Genomic DNA, 19,267 nt, shown 5'->3' with positions numbered 1-19,267 from the left:
GGCGGAAAGCGGTGGTTCTTGTAACTGATCGTCGGCGAGCTCATCCTCGCCTAGTTATCCGCCAACCGTTAAGCTGCAGACAACGTGACATCGCCTATCCCGGTGGTATCTTAGCCGGAAGTGAGCGATAAGGCAGCTTCGGTAAATGTAATTATCTATTTGATATTATTCCCTAAAGATCACGGTGGGAAGATTTCGCTATTGTTCGTGCTGTCCGCAGGAGGGACAGCACGAAGACGAAGAAGACCGGGACGAAGAAGACGGCAAGAACGGTTGCCGAGATCATGCCGCCGAGGACGCCGGTGCCGATCGCATTCTGGCTGGCGGCGCTGGGACCGGTGGCGATGGCGAGCGGCACGACGCCGAGCGTGAAGGCAAGCGACGTCATCACGATCGGACGGAAGCGGACGCGGGCCGCCTCGACCGCCGATTCGAGAAGGGGCTTGCCCTGCGCGTAATAATCCCTCGCGAATTCGACGATCAGGATGGCGTTCTTCGCCGACAGGCCGATGATCGCGATCAGGCCGACCTTGAAATAGAGGTCGTTGGGCATGTCGCGAAGGATCGCCGCCAGCACGCATCCGATAATGCCGAGCGGCACCACGAGCATGACCGACAAGGGGATCGACCAGCTTTCGTAAAGGCCTGCCAGCAGCAGGAAGACGAACAGGATGCTGAAGGCGAACAGGATCGGCGCCTGGCTGCCAGAAGCGATTTCCTCGCGCGACTGGCCGGACCACTCGTAGCCGAAGCCTTGCGGAAGTTCGGATGCGAGGTGTTCCATCTCGGCGATCGCGGCACCCGAAGACTGGCCGGCCGCCGCTTCGCCGGTGACGCGGATCGTCGGATAGCCGTTGTAGCCGACGATCTGCGGTTCGCCCTTGCGCCAATCGGCTGTCGCAAATGACGAGAGCGGCACCATTCCGCCGCTTGCGTTGCGGACGTTCAGCTTCATCATGTCTTCCACCTGCATGCGGCTGCGGCCGTCCGCCTGCACGATGACCTGCTGCATGCGGCCCGCATTCGGGTAGTCGTTGATATAGGAGGAGCCAAGGTTCGCGGTGATCGCATCGTTGATGTCGGTGAAGCCGACACCGAAGGTGTTTGCCTTCTCGCGGTCGATCGCAAGCGTGATCTGCGCGGCCTCCTGCATGCCTTCGACCCGGACGTTCGTCACCACGCTGCTCTTGGCCGCCTTCGCCATCAGCTCGTCTGCGGCCTGCTTGAGAGCCTTCTGTCCGCGCCCGGCGCGGTCCTGGAGCCTGAATGAGAAGCCGTTCGTTGTGCCGAAGCCGTCGATCGGCGGCGGCGACAGCGCATAGGACGTTGCATCCTTCAAGCCGGCGAACTGTGCGTTGACGCGCGCGGCGATCTCAGGCACCGAACTGCCGGCCGGCCGCACGCTCCAGTTCTTGAGCGTGACGAAGGCAATCGCGGAGTTCGCACCGTTTCCTGAGAAGCTGAAACCCTGGACGGCGAAGACGTTTTCGACGGCCGGCTCGGCCTTGAAGATGGCCTCGATCTGCTTCAGCGACGCGATCGTACGGTTGGCACTCGCCTCCGGCGGCCCCTGAATGTCGACGATCAGGATGCCCTGATCCTCTTCCGGCACGAAAGAGCCCGGCAAGTTGACGAAAAGGTAGCCGAGGCCGATGACAAGCGCGAGATAGACGGCCATCATTCGTCCCGACCGGCGCGCAAGGCCTGCGGCTGTCTTCGTGTAGCCGGCTGTCATCCCGTCGAACTTGCGATTGAACCAGCCGCCAAGGCCTTTCTTCCCATGGTGATCGCCATTGATTGGCTTCAGGAAGGTTGCGCAGAGCGCCGGTGTGAGCGACAGCGCCAGGAAGGCCGAGAACATGATCGAGACGACCATGGTCAGCGAGAACTGGCGGTAGATGATCCCAGAAGCGCCGGGAAAGAATGCCATCGGGATGAAGACGCAGGACAGCACCAGCGTAATGCCGAGGATGGCGCCGGTAATCTGCTTCATTGCCTTCTGCGTCGCGGCTTTTGGAGGCAGACCCTCCTCGGCCATGATGCGCTCGACGTTTTCGACAACGACGATCGCATCGTCGACGAGAATGCCGATCGCCAGAACCATGGCAAACATGGTCAGGACGTTGATGGAGAATCCGGTCGCATACATGATCGCGCAGGTGCCGAGCAGCGCGACCGGAACGACGAGCGTCGGGATGATTGTGTAGCGGAAGTTCTGCAGGAAGACGAACATCACGATGAAGACGAGCACGATCGCCTCGATGAGCGTATGCACGACCTTCTCGATCGAGGCGTTGACGAACGGGCTGGTATCGTAGGGAATCGAATATTCCACACCCTTGGGGAAGAATTTCGACAGCTCGTCCATCTTCGTTTTGATCGCCTTCGATACGGCAACGGCGTTGCCGGTCGAGGACAGCTGGATGGCAAGGCCGGCGCTCGGATTGCCATTGAGCCGGCTTGCCGTGGAATAGGTTTCCGCGCCGTCTTCGACGCGGGCGATATCCTTGAGGCGGACCGTCGAACCGTCGGGATTGGCGCGAAGGATGATGTCGCCGAATTGTTTTGCGCTGTTGAGCTGACCCTCGACGATCACGGTCGCGGTCAGATCCTGGCTGACCGGGTTGGGTGTGGCGCCGATCTGACCTGCCGCCACCTGCGCGTTCTGCGCGGCGATCGCCGCACTGATGTCGGCAGCCGTCAGATGAAGGCCGACCATCTTGTCCGGGTCGATCCAGACGCGCAGCGCCCGCTGCGAGGCGAAGATCTGGGCGCGGCCGACACCCGGAAGGCGGCGCAGTTCGCCGAGGATATTGCGGTTGATGTAGTCGCCGAGCGCGATCTCGTCCATCTTGCCGTCGGTCGAGGTCAGGGCCGCGATCAGCAGGAAGCCGGCGCTGGCTTCCTCGACCTGGATGCCTTGCGTGCGGACAGCCTGCGGCAGACGCGCCTCGACGCGCCGGACGGCGTTCTGGACGTCGACCGTTGCCTTGCCGATGTCGGTCCCGGAGACGAAGGTCGCGTTGATGCTTACCGAGCCGGAATTGTCGGAGGTCGATTCGAAATAGGCGATGCCATGGACGCCGTTCAACTCCTCCTCGATCAGCCGGGTAACCCCCTGATAGATTTCCTGCGGCGAAGCGCCGGGATAGGAGGCGGAGATAGAGAGCTGCGGAGGCGCGACCGCGGGATATTGCGCGACCGGCAATACGGGGATCGTAATGATCCCCGCGATCATGATGAAGAGTGCAAAGACCCATGCGAGGACGGGTCGCCTGATAAAGAACTGTGCCATGATTTGATTACTTTGCGGCCTGGTCTGAGGTGTTCGGCTCGACGCTTCGCGGTGCCCATGGTTCGGCGACGACCTTGCCGCCGGGCATGACCTTCTGCACCCCGTCGGCGATGATGGTTTCGCCGTCCTTCAGCCCGGAAAGCACGATCCATTCGGCACCGAGAGACGCGCCGAGGACGATGTTGCGCACTTGCGCCATCTGATCGGAGGAGAGCACGAAGACCTGCGGATTGCCTTCCGCATCCCGCGTCACTGCTCTTTGCGGAATAGTGATGCCGCCATGCTGGACGGCCTGCTCGATGCGCACCCGGACATACATGCCCGGCAGAAGATCACCATCGGGATTGGGGAATTCCGCCCGCAACGTGACTTGCCCGGTGTTGGGGTCTACATTTGCGTTTGAAAACAAAAGCTTGCCCGGCTTGGGATAGGCCTCTCCACCGTCGAACACGAGCTCGACAGACGCCTGTCCGGGTGCGGGACTCAGGAGCTTGCCTTCGCTGACGGCGCGCTTCAGCGCCAGGAGATCCTGTGCGGATTGCGTGAAGTCGGCATAGACCGGATTGATCTGCTGGATGAGCGCGAGATTGGATGCGCCCTCGGCAGTCACGAGCGTGCCCTCGGTCACGAGAGCTCCACCGATGATGCCGGTAATGGGCGCACGTACCTGCGTGTAGTCCAGATTGATCTCGGCCTCGTCGAGAGCGGCTTCCTGGGCGGCGACATCAGCGTCGGCCTGCGCGAGATTGACGGCGGCGGTATCATAGTCGACCGCTGTCGAGACATTGCGATCACGCAGCGAGCGCTGGCGGTCGAGCTGCTGCTTGGCGTTGGCCTGGATGGCTTTCGCCTTCTGCAGGGCCGCCTTGGCGCTTGCCACCCGCACCTGGAACAGTTTCGGGTCGATCCGGTAGAGGACGTCGCCCTGATGTACTAGACTGCCCTGTTCGAAGACACGTTCCTGAAGAATGCCGGATACGCGAGCGCGCACTTCGGAAATCCTGGTCGCGGCGACGCGCCCCGGAAGCTCGCTCATGACCGGTACTGGATGTGCCTTGAGTTGCAGGACGCCGACCGCGGGAGGAGGCATTTCGCCGCTCTCATCGGCACGCAGGTGGCCAGAGGCCAGCACAAGCATGGCTGTCGCTGCCAATATCGCCTTCCAGCAAGGCAGTTCGAATGCAGATCGCATAGATATATTCCCAATTGACCGTGTCGCGGCGAGATCGTCGTTCCACGTCTTGACGGCATGAACCTATTCGAAAGGGTCGCTTCAACGCCGGGCGCGAGCGACACTTTCGTCCGAGCCTGAGAAAACATCGGGACTGTTGGTCTTCGGTCGACGTTTTGTGGAGGTTTCGTGGACGAGGGCTGAGGGATGTTGACGGGTGGCCCTTGTCTGACGTTTCTTTCTGGTGAAGGAGCCGCGAATGGAAAATGCACTGATATTGATCGTCGAGGACGAGCCGGAGATCTCGGATATTCTCGAGCGCTATTTTGAGCGCGAGGGATTCCGCGTGCTGACGGCATCGGATGGAGAGATCGGACTTTCCCATCATCAGCGGCTGAGACCCGACCTCGTGGTCCTCGATGTGAAGTTGCCGAAACTCGACGGTCACACCGTGCTTGCCACCATTCGCCAAAGAGGCAATACGCCGGTCATCATGGTCACGGCGCTGGCCGACGACCTCGACAAGCTGCATGGGCTGCGCTCCGGCGCCGACGATTATGTGGTCAAGCCGTTCAACCCCGTCGAGGTGGTTGCGCGGGCCCGGGCTATTCTGAGGCGGGCCACGGGAACTACGACGAACAAGGTACTGAGGGTCGGCCGGCTTGCCATAGATCCGATCGCGCATATGGCCGTCGTCGAGGAGGGCGAAAGCCGCCTGCTGCTGAACCTGACGCGGACCGAATTCCGTATCCTCGAATATATGGCGGGCTTTCCGAACAGGGCATTCGAGAGAGGCGAGATTGTCGATGCCTGCCTTCCCGAAGGCGACGCGCTCGACCGGACCGTGGACAGCCACATGAGCAAGCTTCGCCGGAAGCTGGATGCCGCGGGTGTCGGCGAGCTCCTCAACGGCGTCAGGGGAGTGGGTTACCGCCTTGGCGACTTCGGTTAGCAACAGCCTCAACAGGCAAATCATCTGGTCGACGACGATCGTCGCCTTCGTCGCGCTGTCAGTGATGTTCTTCGGGTTCCTGATCTACGGCTACGTCTATGACTGGCTGTTCAAGAATTCCGGAGCCTCGGACGATTGGGCCGTCAGCGATTTCGTCGTCCTCGGCATCAACGTGGCGATCGGCCAGGCCGTCGGCGCCTATGTCGGATGGCGGCTTGCCAGGCGCCTTGTCAAACCTTTAACGGCCGTAACGGAGGCTGCGCGCCTCATCGCGGACGGAGACTTTGCCGGCCGGGCGACCGGCGAGGGCAATTTCGGCGAAGCGGATCGTCTGATCAACGACTTCAATCGGATGGCGGAGGAGCTGCAAAGAGCGGAAAAGGAGCTGCAATATTCCAATTCCGCGATCGCGCACGAATTGCGCACGCCTTTGACGATTTTACGCGGCCGCATGCAGGGGCTGGCGGATGGCGTATTCGAACCGAGCCAGGAGGTGTTCCGCGGATTGATTGGACATATCGATGCGTTGACCCGCATCGTCGATGATCTGAGGACGCTTTCGCTGATGAACGCCGGGCGCATGGAGCTGCAACAATCGCGCTTCGACGTTGGAGAGGAAATCGGCGATATCATCGATTCCGTGATGCCGACGCTTTCCAACCTCAGCATCAGAATCGAAACCGATCTGCAGAACATGCAGGTGATCGCCGATCGGGCACGTATCCGGCAGGCGGTGCTTGCACTCATCGACAATGTTGCGCGCTATGCTCCGGGCTCGACGTTGCGCGTGACGTCGCAAGCCGTTGATAATCTGTGCGTCATCATGATCTCGGATGACGGCCCGGGCATGACGGCTGCGGAGAGCGAACGGGCATTCGAGCGGTTCTGGCGGGCCGACGACGCAAGAACACGAAGAGGGGGAGGATCAGGCCTCGGCCTCGCCGTCGTAAAGGCCATAGCCGAGGCGCATGGTGGTCACGCCACGATCGACAGCCGTAGGGGCGGCGGCACGACGGTCGTTCTCACGATCCCGCGCTGCTGAAACCGTATGCGGAACTGCAAGCGACCGCTTCAGATATGCCTGCCCACCCTTATGCGCCGAGAATCCGCCGCAATACTTCCGTCAGCTCCGTCGTGCCCCGACGGAGCTCGCCGACATCCTTTTCCACGTCTATTCGGCCGGCATTATGGGCGAGATAGAGTTCAGTCAGCAGTCTTGCATAGTCTTCGGATAGGCCGGCGCGCATCAGCACTGCCGGCCACTCGGCCTCCGGAAGCGGCTGGGCGATGACGTCGCGGCCAGTCAGCGAACCGATGGCGGCTGCGACATCATTCGACGTATAGCGCCGAGGGCCTTCGGCATGGACGACTTTTAGAGCGGCTTCCTGCTTCTCCAGAAGCAAGTCGGCTGCGATCGTGCCCGCATCGAAGGCGGAGATGGTCGGAAGAAGCTTGGTCAGCGGATGGTAGAAGCTCGGCAATCGGCCGCTTTCCGCCGCCACCTTTGCCAGGCGTGCCCAGTTTTCCATGTGCTCGGCCGATCGCAGCAGGATAAGCCGGGTGTCCAGCTGTCGCAGACGAGCCTCGAGCGCGTAAAAGATCAGAGTGACGCCGGTTCCGGAGCTATGCTGAGCGCCATAGTCGGAAATCGCAAGAACGGTCTGCGGCTTGGCGGTTGCCAAGGCCTCGCCAAGGGTATCGACCAGCCGACCCATGCTGGAACGGGCCTGCGGGGCGCGGATATCGACCGGGCAGATGACCTGGATGGCGCTCGCCCCTTTGAAGGCCGTGGTCAGAGCCTCAGCGTCATGCACGTCGGCGATGGCAATCTCGCAGCCGAGATCCGAAAACTCCTGTGCTTTCGCGGCATCGCGCAGAATTGCGCGAACCGGAACGCCCGCCTTGCGCAGGGCTGTGATGGTCGTGCGGCCAACCTTGCCGGTGGCGCCCAGAATTGCGTGCATTGCATCTTCTCCTGTCGATCTTTCCGCAGCTTAGCCATGCGTGCCCTTCGGATCGCACAGGTTCGGACGGCCAATTGCAGGTTTGGACGACAATTGAAGTCACGAATGCATTCGGCTCAGCATACCGGGGGTGAGGCCGAGGATGCGCCGCATCCAATGGGTCATGTGGCTCTGATGGGCAAAGCCGGTCGCCAATGCGATTTCGGCGAGCGGCATCTCTGTTGAGAGAATAAGCAATCTGGCGCGCTCGACCCGCCGCGTCAGGACATAGTGATGGACCGGCATGCCAAAGGTCGCGCGGAAGAGCGGTTTCAAATGCGATACGCTCAAGCCGACCGTTGCGGCGAGATCGGCAAGGGACAGCGACTGATCTATATGGGCTTCGATGAAATCGACGAGACGCCGCTGATGGCGGTTGGTCAAGGTGACGCCGGTCGGAGTGGCGTCAGCCGGGGCCTGTCCATCGCCTTCCACCAGGCGGATCGCCAGCGCCAATCCCAGTGCTTCCGCATAGGTTCTGTCCGATGGGATGGGGGCTTCTATTTCGGCCTTGATTGCCCAGGCGATCGATTCCATCCGGGAATCCCGGAGCTGGAATTTCGGCGCCAGAGAAACGGTATCCGGATTTCGGCCGAGCGCGTCAGCGGCCGATTGAAGAAGCTCCGGTGCAATATTCAGGCGCAGAATGGTGCAATCGCGGTCGTCTTCCCACCAGCCGTCCAGCCCGGCGGGAACGATATCGATATCGCCATGCGCCTGCCGACGTCGATGCTGCCGGCCGTCGCACTGACAAAAGGCATTCACGGCTCGTCCGAAATGAATGCCAAGCCGATGCGTCTGCGATCCCGACACATGGGTCCGGCCGGCCTGGATATGAAGGAAATTCGCCTCCAGGCCTTTCCAGCCACGGTCCCTGCTGGAGAGGAGGGTGGCGGCGGTGCTGTTGAGCTGATCCATGATTCCTATCCTGCCAAACGCTTCGTCCTGAATTGCGGGCGATGTCGATCCGAGGAATATAGGAAGGGTGGCGCATCCGGTCGATGCCTTCTTCAGATTTGGCTCACGCAACCGCGATATCTTGGGGCCGGTAGAGGTTTGTCACTGCTGAGGCTGTCGGCCCATGCCTGGATCGCCTGATGGTCAATCACATTGCCCTCATCGACGTCCAAGAGCGCTTCGCGGGTCAGCCGTTCACGCTCTTCTTCCTGGTCGAGCCAAGCTGTAAGTGCTTGTTTCATGATCCAGCCGCGTGAACGCTCAAGCCGCTCAGCGATAAGGTCAACCTTTTCGGCCAAGGATAACGGGACATGTGCAGTCAAGACTTTGTTTGTTGTGCTCGCCATATGATGCCCGTCTTTCCATCAGCCCGATCTATGTCCAATCATAGTGGTTAACTTTGAATCAATCACAGCGTCCGCCTGGACGAGATGACTTACGTACCATGTCCCCTCATCGGATGTCTGGCGAATGACACCTAACGATAGAATTCCGACGGCGGCTTGCCGAAATGCCGGCGGAACATCGCGGTAAAGGCGCTCTGGCTGGCGTAGCCGCAATCGAAGGCGACATCGATGATGCGTTCGCCATTCGCCAGCTTGCGCAACGCGAACAAGAGCCGCGCCTGTTCGCGCCATTGCGCGAAGCTCATGCCGGTTTCCCTGGCGAAGAGGCGATGCACAGTTTTCGTCGTCAGATGCAGACGTTCCGCCCATTGCCCTGCGGTCGACGTATCGGAGGGGTGTGCCGTGATCACCTCGCATATCCGCTTGAGGCGCTGATCGTCCGGCATGGGAAGATGCAAGGGCAGCACATCGGAGACCCGCACTTCGTCCACGAGCAACTGCATGAGGCGATCGTCGCGGCTGCCTACCTCGTAGTCGAGCGGAACCTGGACGGCGGCAACGATAAGCTCGCGCAGCAGCGGCGAAACGTCGATGACACAGCTTTTTGCCGGCATGTGGCGGATCGCCGTGGCATCGATAAAGACCGTGCGGATCTTGACCTCGCCGGACATCTTCACGTCATGCTCCAACCCGGCGGCGAGCCACAGCGCCCGGCTTGGCGGTACCACCCACGATCCCTCCGCCGATCGCACGATCATCACCCCCTCGATCGCATAGAGCAGCTGGCCGCGCGGATGCGAATGCCATCCGGTGGTGGCGCCGTCGGGATAGTTGACGTCCATCGCAGCCATGGCGCGATGGGTATCGTGAAAATCGAGATGTTTGCGGGTCGGGTCGCTCTGCATGTCCCAATCTCTACAGTTACAGTCAGCATAGAGTGATACGGACCGGCATCAAGACGGTAAATCAGGGCCTCCAAATTGGTTCACGGTTATTGCACATGAAAAACAAACTCGCATTTCTCTATCCCCTCGTCGCCATTATCCTCTGGTCTGGCAACGTGATCGTTTCCAGACTGTCCGCGCACACGATCGGACCGGAGGCAATCACTTTCTATCGCCTGCTTCTCGCCGTCGCGCTGATGAGCACCTTCGTCGCGGTTCCCGCCTGGCGAAACCGCTTCGTCATCTGGCCGCATCTCGGGCAGTTCGCCATTCTCGGCTTTCTTGCCATGTGTTTCTTCCAGAGCCTGTCCTATCTGGCGGCGGAGACGACGACGGCGACGAACATGGCCGTGTTCACGGCGCTGACGCCGCTGCTGACCGTGGCTTTGAGCGCTTTCGTGCTGAAGGATACGCCGACTGTCGGCATGGTCGGCGGCGGTATACTGTCGCTTGTCGGGCTGATTTATCTGGTCAGCGCCGGCGATCCGGCGGCGCTTGCGCGCAACGGCGTGCATCTCGGCGATCCGCTGATGTTCATAGCGGCGCTGAGCTACGCTGTTTATGGCGTCCTGCTCAAGCGCTGGAACGTGCCGGTTGCAGGCTGGCAATCGACCTATATGCAGGCAATCTGCGCTCTGGTGATCATGTTTCCGGCATTTCTTGCAACGTCCGCGCCCTTGCGCTCGCTGAACGCCGAGACCTTGCCGCTCATCGCCTATGCCGGCGGTCTTGCCTCCGTCGTCCTGCCTTTTTTATGGGTGCGTGGCGTCCATATTCTTGGACCCAATCGCTGCGCGGCCTTCATGAACCTTCTGCCGGTCTTCACCGCGCTGGGTGCCATCGTGATGCTCGGCGAACCGGTGCGTGCCTATCACGTCATCGGCGGCGGCGCCGCACTCGCGGGTGTCGCCTGCGTGGAACTCTTTCGCCGGCCGTTGCGCGGCGCACCGCCTGTCATGCCCGAGGTCGTCGAGTAAGCGGGTCGGCTGTCGGTTATGAACGGGCACGGGTTCCTTGCGAACCGTGCCCAACCATGCCAATCCGACTTCACTTCCAGCTGGTGTAGTCCGAGGCGGTGCAGCTGAAGGGCGCTCTCTGATCACCGAAGCGCTTCTTCAACTGATCGCAGCCCCAACGGTTGAGAGGGGCCGGCATCATGTTGTTGATGTCCATCCCAGGTGAAGTGAACTGTGAGCCGGCGCTGGTCACATACCAGACCCAGTAACCGAAAATGCCGGCGATGATCAGGAGGATCACGAGGACGACCCTGGCAAGCCGCGCGAAGATGGACGGCCCCTTCTTTCCCTTTACGATGAGCTCAGGCGTGTGGCCGCCCAGTTCCGCCGTCACTGGCGCCAGCGCCTCGGTGCGCTCTTGAGCCGTCATGTCGACCCGTTCCAGTCGGCTGTCCAGAAGCACCGGGAGGGCCGCATTTTCGTGCCAGACGGCAAGTGCCACGGCCTTGCCGCCGCTTTCGCCGACAAGCAGGGGTTCCTGTCCCGGTTCGAAGCGCGTATGGGCCGCTCGTCCGGTCTTTCTGCCTTCTATCTTATCCGCGTAGCTTATCATCAGTCGCTTGCCTCTGCGCTGGAAAGCCGTGATTTCCACCGGAACCGGCTCGAGCTGGGCAGCCTGGCGCAATTGCCCGCGGACGCGCCAGATGCGCAGGATCTGGAAGATCATGGCGATGCAGGCGCCGCCAAGAAGGGCAACGAAGACGGCAAGCGTTATGATCCGGTTCCAGAGCATATCAAGCCCGAGGCTGAGGGTCGCCAATTCCGGATGATCGCCGGAAATGACGAGATTGGTGTCATAGTCGCCGGCATGGATGTCGACGAACATGATCTCGACATCCTTGTCATAGGTTTGACCGTTGTAGGCGTAGTTGAGATGCGCCGAGCAGGTGGTGAAGAAGCCCTTTCGGGTCGAGCATTTTCCGTCGCGAATATCGCCGCTGTCGAGCGCGACGGGGTTTTGGTTGATCGTCCAATCCCTCGATATGCCCGGCGCTTCGGAAATCGCCATGAACGCTGTGAGCGCGATCAGGATCGGTAGGGAGAAATAGCTGGCCTTCGGCGTCGAAATCACGCCCTGAGCGAGCATGAGGGCTCTCTGGGGAAGCTTGATCGTCGGGAATGTCATTGTCTGCCTGAAACTCCGAGTGGTGGCGTAGGCATCCGCAAAGCAAGGGGCGAAGCGCAAGCCCCGCAAAATCCTGGGGTTCGACTTTGCGCCCACATTTGCAGCACGGGAAAATAGTCATTTTGTCGGCGGCTCAATACCCGGTTGTGGAGCATCTGCGGCTTCGTGGCAATGTGGTCAGCAAAGGCTTGCGGAGTGTGACCTTTTTGTCCCGCAAAGTTGACCGGCCGAGCCAGGCCCGTCTGGTTTTCGTTCCATTACGGGATTCGAGATCGATGAGGAGATCAGCATGACCAATGCCGTCTGGCACGCAGATCCGCTGAGCTGGGGCCACGGGCCGCGCATTTTTGAAGTCTTCCTGGAGCCGACCTGCCCTTTCTCGGTCAGGGCCTTCAACAAGCTCGATGCCTTGCCCTTTCCAGAATACCCTCAATCTTCCACGTTCGGCAGCAGGATCGTCAGAAGGCCGATCAGCGGCAGGAAGGCGCAGAGCTCGAAGACGAATTCGATGCTTGTATGGTCGGCGAGCACGCCGAGCGCTGCAGCTCCGATGCCGGCCATGCCGAAGGCGAAGCCGAAGAACAGGCCTGATACCATGCCGACGCGGCCGGGCAGCAATTCCTGTGCATAGACGACAATCGCTGAAAAGGCCGACGCAATGACCGTGCCGATGATGGCGCTGAGGACGATCGTCGTTTCAAGATTGGCATGGGGCAGGACGACGGTGAAGGGCAGGATGCCGAGGATGGAGCCCCAGATGACCTTCTTGCGGCCGATGCGATCACCCACGGGACCGCCGACCATCGTGCCGACGGCGACGGCGGCAAAGAACACGAACTGGCAGAGCTGAGCCGACCGTTCGGTCACGCCGAAGCGAGCCATGAGGTAGAAATTATAGTAGCTGGTGAAGCTCGCGAGGTAGAAGTATTTCGAGAAAATCAGGGCGATCAGGACGGCAATGGCAAGGCCGACGCGAGCACGGGACAGGCTCAGCGCCTTGTGGACCTTGCCCGTTTTTGCAGGCGCGCGCAGGTGGCTGCCATTGACCTGATACCAGCGGCCCAGTCCTCCAAGAATGAGAATGCCGACGAATGCCAGGCTCGCAAGCATTGCCATTCCATGCTGACCATGCGGAAGAATGAAGAAGGCGGCCAGCAGTGGTCCAAGCGAGCTGCCGAAATTGCCGCCGACCTGGAACACGGATTGCGCGAAGCCGTGTTTCCCACCCGATGCCAGACGAGCAATTCGTGATGCTTCCGGGTGGAAGATCGAGGAGCCGAGGCCGAGCAGCATGGCGCCCATCAGCAGCATCGGATAGTTCGAGGCCATTCCGAGCGTGATCATGCCGGCGCAGCTGCATGCCATGCCGAACGGCAATGAATAGGGTTGCGGTCGTCCATCCGTATACCAGCCGACGAAGGGCTGCAGGATAGAGGCGGTGATCTGATAGACGAAGGTCAGCACGCCGAGCTGGGTGAAGCTCAACTCAAAGCCTGTCTTCAGCACCGGATAGCTTGCCGGCAGCAGGGCTTGCGTGACGTCGTTGATAAAATGGCCGAGGCTGGCCACCAGCAGCACCGGATATATCGTAGTGGCCGCGCGGGGCGGATTCATGACCTGGCTCATGGCTCTCGCTTTTCAATGATCTGCCGTGCTGATATTGGAAAACACTATCGCCCGCTACCGCGACAAGGCGCAATTCTTACGAGACTGGGCCAGAATGGTCAGGAACAGCCGCATAGATCCGTTCATCGATGTCGACCGTCCCCTCATTGCCCTCGGCAACGATTATGGCGACGGCCATCGCGTCGATCCGCACCAGCATCGCCGCGCTCAACTGTTATACGGCTTTTCGGGCGTGGTGGTCGTGACCACCCCGGACGGCACGCTCGTCATGCCGCCGGAGCGCGGCATGTGGATACCGCCGGGCGTGATCCACAGCGTGCGCATGCTCGGCAAAGTCAGTATGCGCAGTCTCTACATCGAGCCCGAAGCGATCGAGACGATGCCGGATCATTGCCAGGTGGTCGAGATATCGCCGCTCTTGCGCACGCTCATTGCCGAGGCAGTCGATATTCCTGTCGATTACGATGTCAACGATCGGGCCGGTGCCTTGATGGCATTGCTTCTGCACGAGCTGGCGAGGTTGAGACCATTGCCGTTGTCCTTGCCGATCCCGCGCAACAGGATGCTTGCCGAAAAGTGCCAGGATTTCCTGCGGCAGCCGACGACGCACGATACGATCGATCTGTGGGCCAGCCACATGCGCATGAGCCGCCGCGCATTTACCCGGATGTTTCGTCTCGAGACCGGGCTCAGTTTCGTCAAATGGCGCGAGCAGGCCTGCCTGCATGCCGCACTTCCGCGGCTCGTTGCAGGTGTGCCGGTGACGACGATCGCGATCGATCTCGGCTACAAGAACCCGGCGGCCTTCACGACCATGTTCAAACGTGCCTTCGGCTACTCGCCACGCGAAATGGCTCGCCAGCATGCGGGCAATGAAACCGGCGTTGCAAATCTCCAGCCGTGAACGTCATGTCGCGTCGAGATAGGGCTTCAGGGGCATGTCGTCATGCCTGGGCACGGTCTGCCGCTCGATCATGTGATGGATGACTGGCGGCTGATCGCCGCGATGCAGTCTGTCCAGGTGTTCGGCGACCTCGACATCGGCATGTGTCTGGCGCTGGCTGTGACGGACATAGTCGATCCAGGTCGGCAGATGGTAGCTCTCCGTCCAGGTGTTCGGCTTTTCCAGATCGCGCAACAGCGACCATTGTTTTGCGCCGTCGCGGATTCTCATCCGGCGGCATTGCGCCATGACGGCCAGAAACTCATGCACGTCGTCCTGCTCGATATCGTAGTCCACCATGACCAGGATGGGTCCACTTCTGGAGCGCAGGTCGAGCTGCAATTGCGGTTCGCTGAAGGTGTTCGTCGGGTCGAGATTGAGGGATTCGAAGTCCGGCTGCCGCAGCACGAGGCCAAGCAGGCCGCCGATGCCAAGAGCCGCACTTGCGATGAAGAGGGCGCCAGTGACGCCATGCGCATCGGCCAGTTCGCCCCAGAGCCAGCTTCCCACGGCCATGCCGCCGAAAGTGGCGGTCTGGTAGAGCGAAAGCGCGCGGCCGACGACCCAGCGTGGTGTCGACAGCTGAACCGTGACGTTGAACAGCGAGAAAGCCTGCACCCAGGCGACGCCCGCCGGCATCAGGAGAAGACAGCTTAGCCATACCTGATTGCTGAGCGCCAGGAAAAAGCAACTCACCGCCAGCGTGAAGAAGGCGGCGCGGATCACCCATTCATTGCTCAGGATATCGCGAATGCGGCCGATCAGCATCGCGCCGCAGATGGCGCCGAAGCCGAAGAAGCCGAGCATGATGCCGTAGGTGATCGCAGTGCCATGCACATGGTCACGTGCAACGAGAGGCAGCAGGGCCAGAATGACGATCGCCGTCAGGCCGAAGACGAAGCCGCGGCACATCACCGTGAGCAGGTTGGGCGACATCAGGACATAGCGAAATCCGGCCGACATGGCGCTGCCGAAGGGTTCGCGCGGCAGAGTATTGCGCACGGGAGCCTTCTTCCAGCGCCATAGGGTTATGATGAGAGCGAAATAACAAAAGACGTTGAAGAGAAAGGCAAAGGCCGCGCCCGCGGCCGCGACGATGACGCCGCCGATCGCCGGCCCGATACTGCGCATGAGATTATAACTCATGCTGTTGAGCGCCACGGCGCCTGGCAGATGCTCACGCGGCACGACATCGCCCATCGAGGCCTGCCAGGAGGGATTGTAGAGGGCGCCGCCGCAGCCGATCAGGAAGGTGAAGCAAAGCAGCAGCCAGGGCGTCAGGGCATTGCTGTAGGACAGGACGGCCAGCGTCGCCGATACGCTCAGCATCAGGGTCTGCGCGATCAGCATGATCCGTCTTCGGTCGTAATTGTCGGCAAGCGCCCCGGCGGCGAGCGAGAAGATCATGACAGGCAGCGTCGTGGAGGACTGGACCAGCGCCACCATGCCATGGGATGTGGCAAGGCTGGTCATGAGCCAGGCAGCCCCAACACCTTCGACCAGTCCGCCGAGGTTTGAAATGAGCGTTGCCGACCAGAGCGAGCGGAAGGTCTTGGACTGAAACGCGACGAGCGGGGAGGTTCTATTGGGCATGTCGGCTTTTCTTCGCAGGATTGTCTTGCTCGACGGCGCGGCGAATTCGCTCGAAGCGTATGCGCAGCCGAGTCGAAATCGAGCCTATAGTGATTTGCTAATTTCCGAAACGATTTTGGAATAATATTCTCGCCAATGACGATGAAATCACGCATTCGGATGGCGGCTATCTGGCGAACGCTTCAGACGGTAAATTATCGTTTACGATGCCGCCCAGGATGATCCCGCGGTCGTGGTTCTCGTTGGAAGCTTCCGGCTTCACTGCTACGCAACCTGGGAGCGGCTTAGCGTCGCCTGTCCACGGAACCGGCCTCTGCAGCCTTCGACGAACTTTCGTCGGCACCGAACTTGAAGCGTGGAACGCTTGAGACCCCGCTCGTACCGGCAATGTCGCCGCTCTGCCGGCTGATCATGGCGCGGAATTCGTTGTCCGGGATGGGAGGGCTGAAGTAATAGCCCTGACACTCCGAGCACCCGGCCTTGATGACCATGTCGAGTTGCGTCTGCGTCTCGACGCCCTCGGCCGTGGTCAGCATATTGAGGTTGCGGCCGAGCGTGGCGATGGACTGGACGATGGCAAAACTGTCGGGCCGGCTTTCCAAGTCTTGCACGAAGCTGCGGTCGATCTTCAGCTTGTCGAAGGGAAAGCGCTGCAGATAGCCCAGCGAAGAATAGCCAGTGCCGAAATCGTCAAGTGCGATGGTCAAGCCGAGCGAACGCAGCCTGTTCAATACCTCCAGGTTGGCGGCATTGTCCCGCAAGAGCACCGACTCGGTGATTTCCAGTTCCAGACGCCGCGCGTCGAATTCCGTCAGTTCCAGCACGGTCTTGACCGTATCGACCAAGTCTGCCTGACGGAACTGGACGGGGGAGAGATTGACTGAAACGCGTACGTCCTCGGGCCATTTAAGGGCATCGCGGCACGCCTGCTGCAGCACCCATCTGCCGAGCGCGTCGATGAAGCCGGTTTCCTCTGCCAAAGGGATGAATTCAGCCGGCGAGATCAGCCCGCGTTCCGGATGGCGCCAGCGCACCAGCGCTTCGCAGGCTACGATCTTGCGGGTCTTGAGCGAAATCTGCGGTTGGTAATGAACCTCGAATTGCCCGAACTTGATGCCGTGGCGCATATCCGCTTCCAGATTGCGCCGGTTCTGGAGCTCCTCTTCCATCTGCGGGGAGAAGACGCAATAGACACCCTTGCCATCCGCTTTGGCCTGGTAAAGCGCCAGGTCTGCATTCTTCATCAGTTGGCCGGTATTGCCGCCTTCGCGCGGCGCCACTGCGATGCCGATACAGGTGCTGACAACGATCTCGTTGCCAGCGATACGGTAAGGCCGACTGACGCTGGCAATGAGGCGTTCGGACAGGTCACGGGCGCTGTCGAGTGTAGAATCAAGGCACCTATGCAGTACGGCGAATTCATCGCCGCCTAGTCTTGCCACGATGTCGTGTCGTGACGCTGTGTTGCGCAGACGGTTGGCGACCTTGCGCAGCAGCGCGTCGCCGACCGGGTGGCCCAGCGTGTCGTTGACTTCTTTGAAGCGGTCGAGATCGAGATAGAGTATGGTAAATAATTGACCGTCTGCCGCCACTCCACGCAGTGCCTGGCCGACGCTCTCCCAAAATAGCAACCGATTGGGCATGTCGGTCAGCGCGTCATGATGGGCCATGTGCACAATACGATCCTGCGCGCGGTGACGCTCGGTCACATCCTCGAACGTGCAAACCCAGCCGCCTTCACCCGTCGGTTCGTGCGATACCGCCACCACCGTGCCGTTCGCGAGATGATGGATATGGTCGCTGAGCAAGGCGATGTCGTTCCGGACACGGGTCTTATCGCCAGCAAGGCTGTGCCCCCCGCCCGTTGACAATCCGGGAGGGAGTAATTCGGGCGCGATGAGATCAGCCAATGGGGTACCGAGCCTCGCCCGGATTTCGTCCAGACCGAACAGGGCTAGGAAACGCGGATTGTGAACGATGACGCGATATTCGTCGTCAAGCAGGCAGAGGCCGAGCGACATGGCCTCCATCGCCGCATCGAACCGGGCATTCTGTATCACCAGGGTCTGCTCCTTGGCCTGCAAGATTTTCTGGGCCCGACCCAAGAGGCCATTGTGAATGAGCAGCAGCAGGATCAGCAGGCAGCCGCCGATGAGCATACCGACGGTGACCCAGGTCAGGGCCAATTGCAGGCCGAGCAGACCACGCCGGTCTTCGGCGATGCGCGCCGAATACCACATGTTGCTGTCGCTGGAGAGCCGCGCCAGCTTCGGGTAGATCGGTTCCAGGATCGCGAGGATACGCGCCGGTGTGCCGGGGACTGAAAGCTGGCTAAGTAGCGGCCGGGTCTGTTTGAGCGCCTCTTCGAGATCGTCGAGGGTCTGGCCGATGTGCGGGTTGGATTGTACGAACTTCTCGACCCCGTTGGACCGCAGGGTCTTGAGGCGATTGACGACGATATCGAAGCGCAGCCTGACCTCGCTGGCATCGATGTTGCCATCGCTCATGCCGATGGCACTAACACGTTGCTCGAGCCGGGTGAACTCACTCGGAGCCTGGGCTATCGTCCAGGTGATATTGCCCAAGCCGACGTCTTGGAGTGCGGTCTGGCGCTGGAAAACCAGGGCGGAAATATAGATCGCCGAGGTGATGAAACCCAGGATCACAATTGTCAGCGCTGTGCGAAGGTAGCGCATGCGGTCCGATGGGGTTATTTGACGGAGATTGCCTTGACCTGCCATACGGCACGACCGTGATAGGGCTGTCCCTGCAAGATTGGGTTACTGTCGAACGGATACATCACGAAGAATGGACCCTGATCGTCGATCGGCATGTATTGGCCATTACGCTTGACGGCGAGGATCGTTCCGAACTTGGCGAAATCGCTGGTCGGAATATCGACGCTATAATCGTTGAGGGCGATGACTGTGGCCGTCGCACCTTGAGCCTTGGCCCTTTCGAGCAGCAGCGCCATCGGCACGCCTTCGAAATTGACGACACCGTCGTTCCAGGGCGTCGAGGTCTTGATCGATACCAGGCCCATGGCCTCGAGCTGATTGCGATCGAATGACACCGAGCCCGACGGGCCGGTAATCGTCACTGACGGTATATCCTGCGCCTGGGCGGGCGCGGCGAACGCGGCAAGGACAGCAAAGGCAATGAAGGCGAAAAGACGCATTGGTGGTCCGATGCTTTCGGGGTATGGGCCTTGCCCGTTCTGTCTTCAGCCTGCGCAGCTAGCTGTTAAAGATCGGTTAAGGTCTGCGGGGCGATGGAAACAAACTTAACAGCTCA

15 protein-coding genes and 1 pseudogene are annotated in these 19,267 nt (G+C 60.6%); 5 read left to right on the top strand and 11 right to left on the bottom strand.

Annotated elements, in window-relative coordinates:
• Window positions 1–172: 172 nt before the first annotated feature.
• Together ACIQWP_RS27000 and ACIQWP_RS26995 are read right to left on the bottom strand one after the other, a co-directional pair.
• On the bottom strand, window positions 173–3,295 hold the full coding sequence (locus ACIQWP_RS27000) for a multidrug efflux RND transporter permease subunit (protein WP_402794121.1): 3,123 nt from the start codon (window positions 3,293–3,295) through the stop codon (window positions 173–175).
• Between the two features lie 7 nt (window positions 3,296–3,302).
• Window positions 3,303–4,487 (bottom strand): efflux RND transporter periplasmic adaptor subunit, encoded by a 1,185-nt coding sequence (locus ACIQWP_RS26995; protein WP_402794120.1) that lies wholly within the window; start codon window positions 4,485–4,487, stop codon window positions 3,303–3,305.
• 238 nt (window positions 4,488–4,725) lie between these two features.
• Between ACIQWP_RS26995 and ACIQWP_RS26990 the strand changes: the two genes are divergently transcribed.
• Window positions 4,726–5,418, top strand: coding sequence for a response regulator (locus ACIQWP_RS26990; protein WP_402794117.1), 693 nt, complete (start codon window positions 4,726–4,728; stop codon window positions 5,416–5,418).
• Window positions 5,402–6,460, top strand: a complete 1,059-nt coding sequence (locus ACIQWP_RS26985; RefSeq protein WP_402794114.1) for an ATP-binding protein — start codon at window positions 5,402–5,404, stop codon at window positions 6,458–6,460. The genes ACIQWP_RS26990 and ACIQWP_RS26985 overlap by 17 nt, the downstream gene beginning before the upstream one ends.
• Before the next feature lie 49 nt (window positions 6,461–6,509).
• Here the strand turns inward: ACIQWP_RS26985 and ACIQWP_RS26980 are convergent, their stop codons facing one another.
• From ACIQWP_RS26980 to ACIQWP_RS26965, 4 genes are all read right to left on the bottom strand, one after another.
• Window positions 6,510–7,382 carry an NAD(P)H-binding protein gene (locus tag ACIQWP_RS26980; RefSeq protein WP_402794111.1) on the bottom strand — a complete coding sequence of 291 codons (873 nt, stop codon included), beginning with the start codon at window positions 7,380–7,382 and terminating at the stop codon, window positions 6,510–6,512.
• 99 nt (window positions 7,383–7,481) lie between these two features.
• Window positions 7,482–8,339 (bottom strand): helix-turn-helix domain-containing protein, encoded by an 858-nt coding sequence (locus ACIQWP_RS26975; RefSeq protein ID WP_402794109.1) that lies wholly within the window; start codon window positions 8,337–8,339, stop codon window positions 7,482–7,484.
• 92 nt (window positions 8,340–8,431) lie between these two features.
• Window positions 8,432–8,725, bottom strand: a complete 294-nt coding sequence (locus ACIQWP_RS26970; RefSeq protein ID WP_402794107.1) for a CopG family ribbon-helix-helix protein — start codon at window positions 8,723–8,725, stop codon at window positions 8,432–8,434.
• 131 nt (window positions 8,726–8,856) lie between these two features.
• Window positions 8,857–9,630: an AraC family transcriptional regulator gene (locus ACIQWP_RS26965; RefSeq protein WP_402794105.1), complete on the bottom strand. Its 774-nt coding sequence runs from the start codon at window positions 9,628–9,630 to the stop codon at window positions 8,857–8,859.
• A gap of 95 nt (window positions 9,631–9,725) precedes the next feature.
• On the opposite strand from ACIQWP_RS26965, the gene ACIQWP_RS26960 reads away from it, so the two are divergent.
• Window positions 9,726–10,646 (top strand): DMT family transporter, encoded by a 921-nt coding sequence (locus tag ACIQWP_RS26960; RefSeq protein ID WP_402794102.1) that lies wholly within the window; start codon window positions 9,726–9,728, stop codon window positions 10,644–10,646.
• A gap of 70 nt (window positions 10,647–10,716) precedes the next feature.
• On the opposite strand, the gene ACIQWP_RS26955 is transcribed toward ACIQWP_RS26960, so the two are convergent.
• Window positions 10,717–11,811, bottom strand: coding sequence for a hypothetical protein (locus tag ACIQWP_RS26955; protein WP_402794099.1), 1,095 nt, complete (start codon window positions 11,809–11,811; stop codon window positions 10,717–10,719).
• 289 nt (window positions 11,812–12,100) lie between these two features.
• On the opposite strand from ACIQWP_RS26955, the pseudogene ACIQWP_RS26950 reads away from it, so the two are divergent.
• Window positions 12,101–12,223 (top strand): annotated as a pseudogene (locus ACIQWP_RS26950) (thioredoxin); the annotation flags it as partial.
• 17 nt (window positions 12,224–12,240) lie between these two features.
• Here ACIQWP_RS26950 and ACIQWP_RS26945 read toward each other — a convergent pair.
• The gene (locus ACIQWP_RS26945) at window positions 12,241–13,437 is read right to left on the bottom strand and encodes an MFS transporter (protein ID WP_402794097.1); all 1,197 of its coding nucleotides are present in this window, start codon (window positions 13,435–13,437) and stop codon (window positions 12,241–12,243) included.
• A gap of 25 nt (window positions 13,438–13,462) precedes the next feature.
• Here ACIQWP_RS26945 and ACIQWP_RS26940 point away from each other — a divergent pair, with 25 nt between their 5' ends.
• Entirely contained in the window at window positions 13,463–14,341 is an 879-nt protein-coding gene (locus ACIQWP_RS26940) for an AraC family transcriptional regulator (protein ID WP_402794095.1), read from the top strand.
• 3 nt (window positions 14,342–14,344) lie between these two features.
• Here ACIQWP_RS26940 and ACIQWP_RS26935 read toward each other — a convergent pair whose 3' ends face one another.
• The 3 genes from ACIQWP_RS26935 to ACIQWP_RS26925 form a co-directional block, all read right to left on the bottom strand.
• Entirely contained in the window at window positions 14,345–15,973 is a 1,629-nt protein-coding gene (locus ACIQWP_RS26935) for an MFS transporter (protein WP_402794092.1), read from the bottom strand.
• A gap of 284 nt (window positions 15,974–16,257) precedes the next feature.
• The gene (locus tag ACIQWP_RS26930) at window positions 16,258–18,669 is read right to left on the bottom strand and encodes a putative bifunctional diguanylate cyclase/phosphodiesterase (protein ID WP_402794090.1); all 2,412 of its coding nucleotides are present in this window, start codon (window positions 18,667–18,669) and stop codon (window positions 16,258–16,260) included.
• Window positions 18,670–18,683: 14 nt separating this feature from the next.
• Entirely contained in the window at window positions 18,684–19,151 is a 468-nt protein-coding gene (locus ACIQWP_RS26925) for a molybdopterin-dependent oxidoreductase (RefSeq protein ID WP_402794087.1), read from the bottom strand.
• Window positions 19,152–19,267 lie beyond the last annotated feature (116 nt).

The sequence above is a fragment of the Rhizobium sp. NPDC090279 genome (assembly GCF_044769665.1).
Lineage (GTDB): Bacteria > Pseudomonadota > Alphaproteobacteria > Rhizobiales > Rhizobiaceae > Rhizobium.
This window is presented reverse-complemented; position numbering and strand designations above follow the sequence as displayed.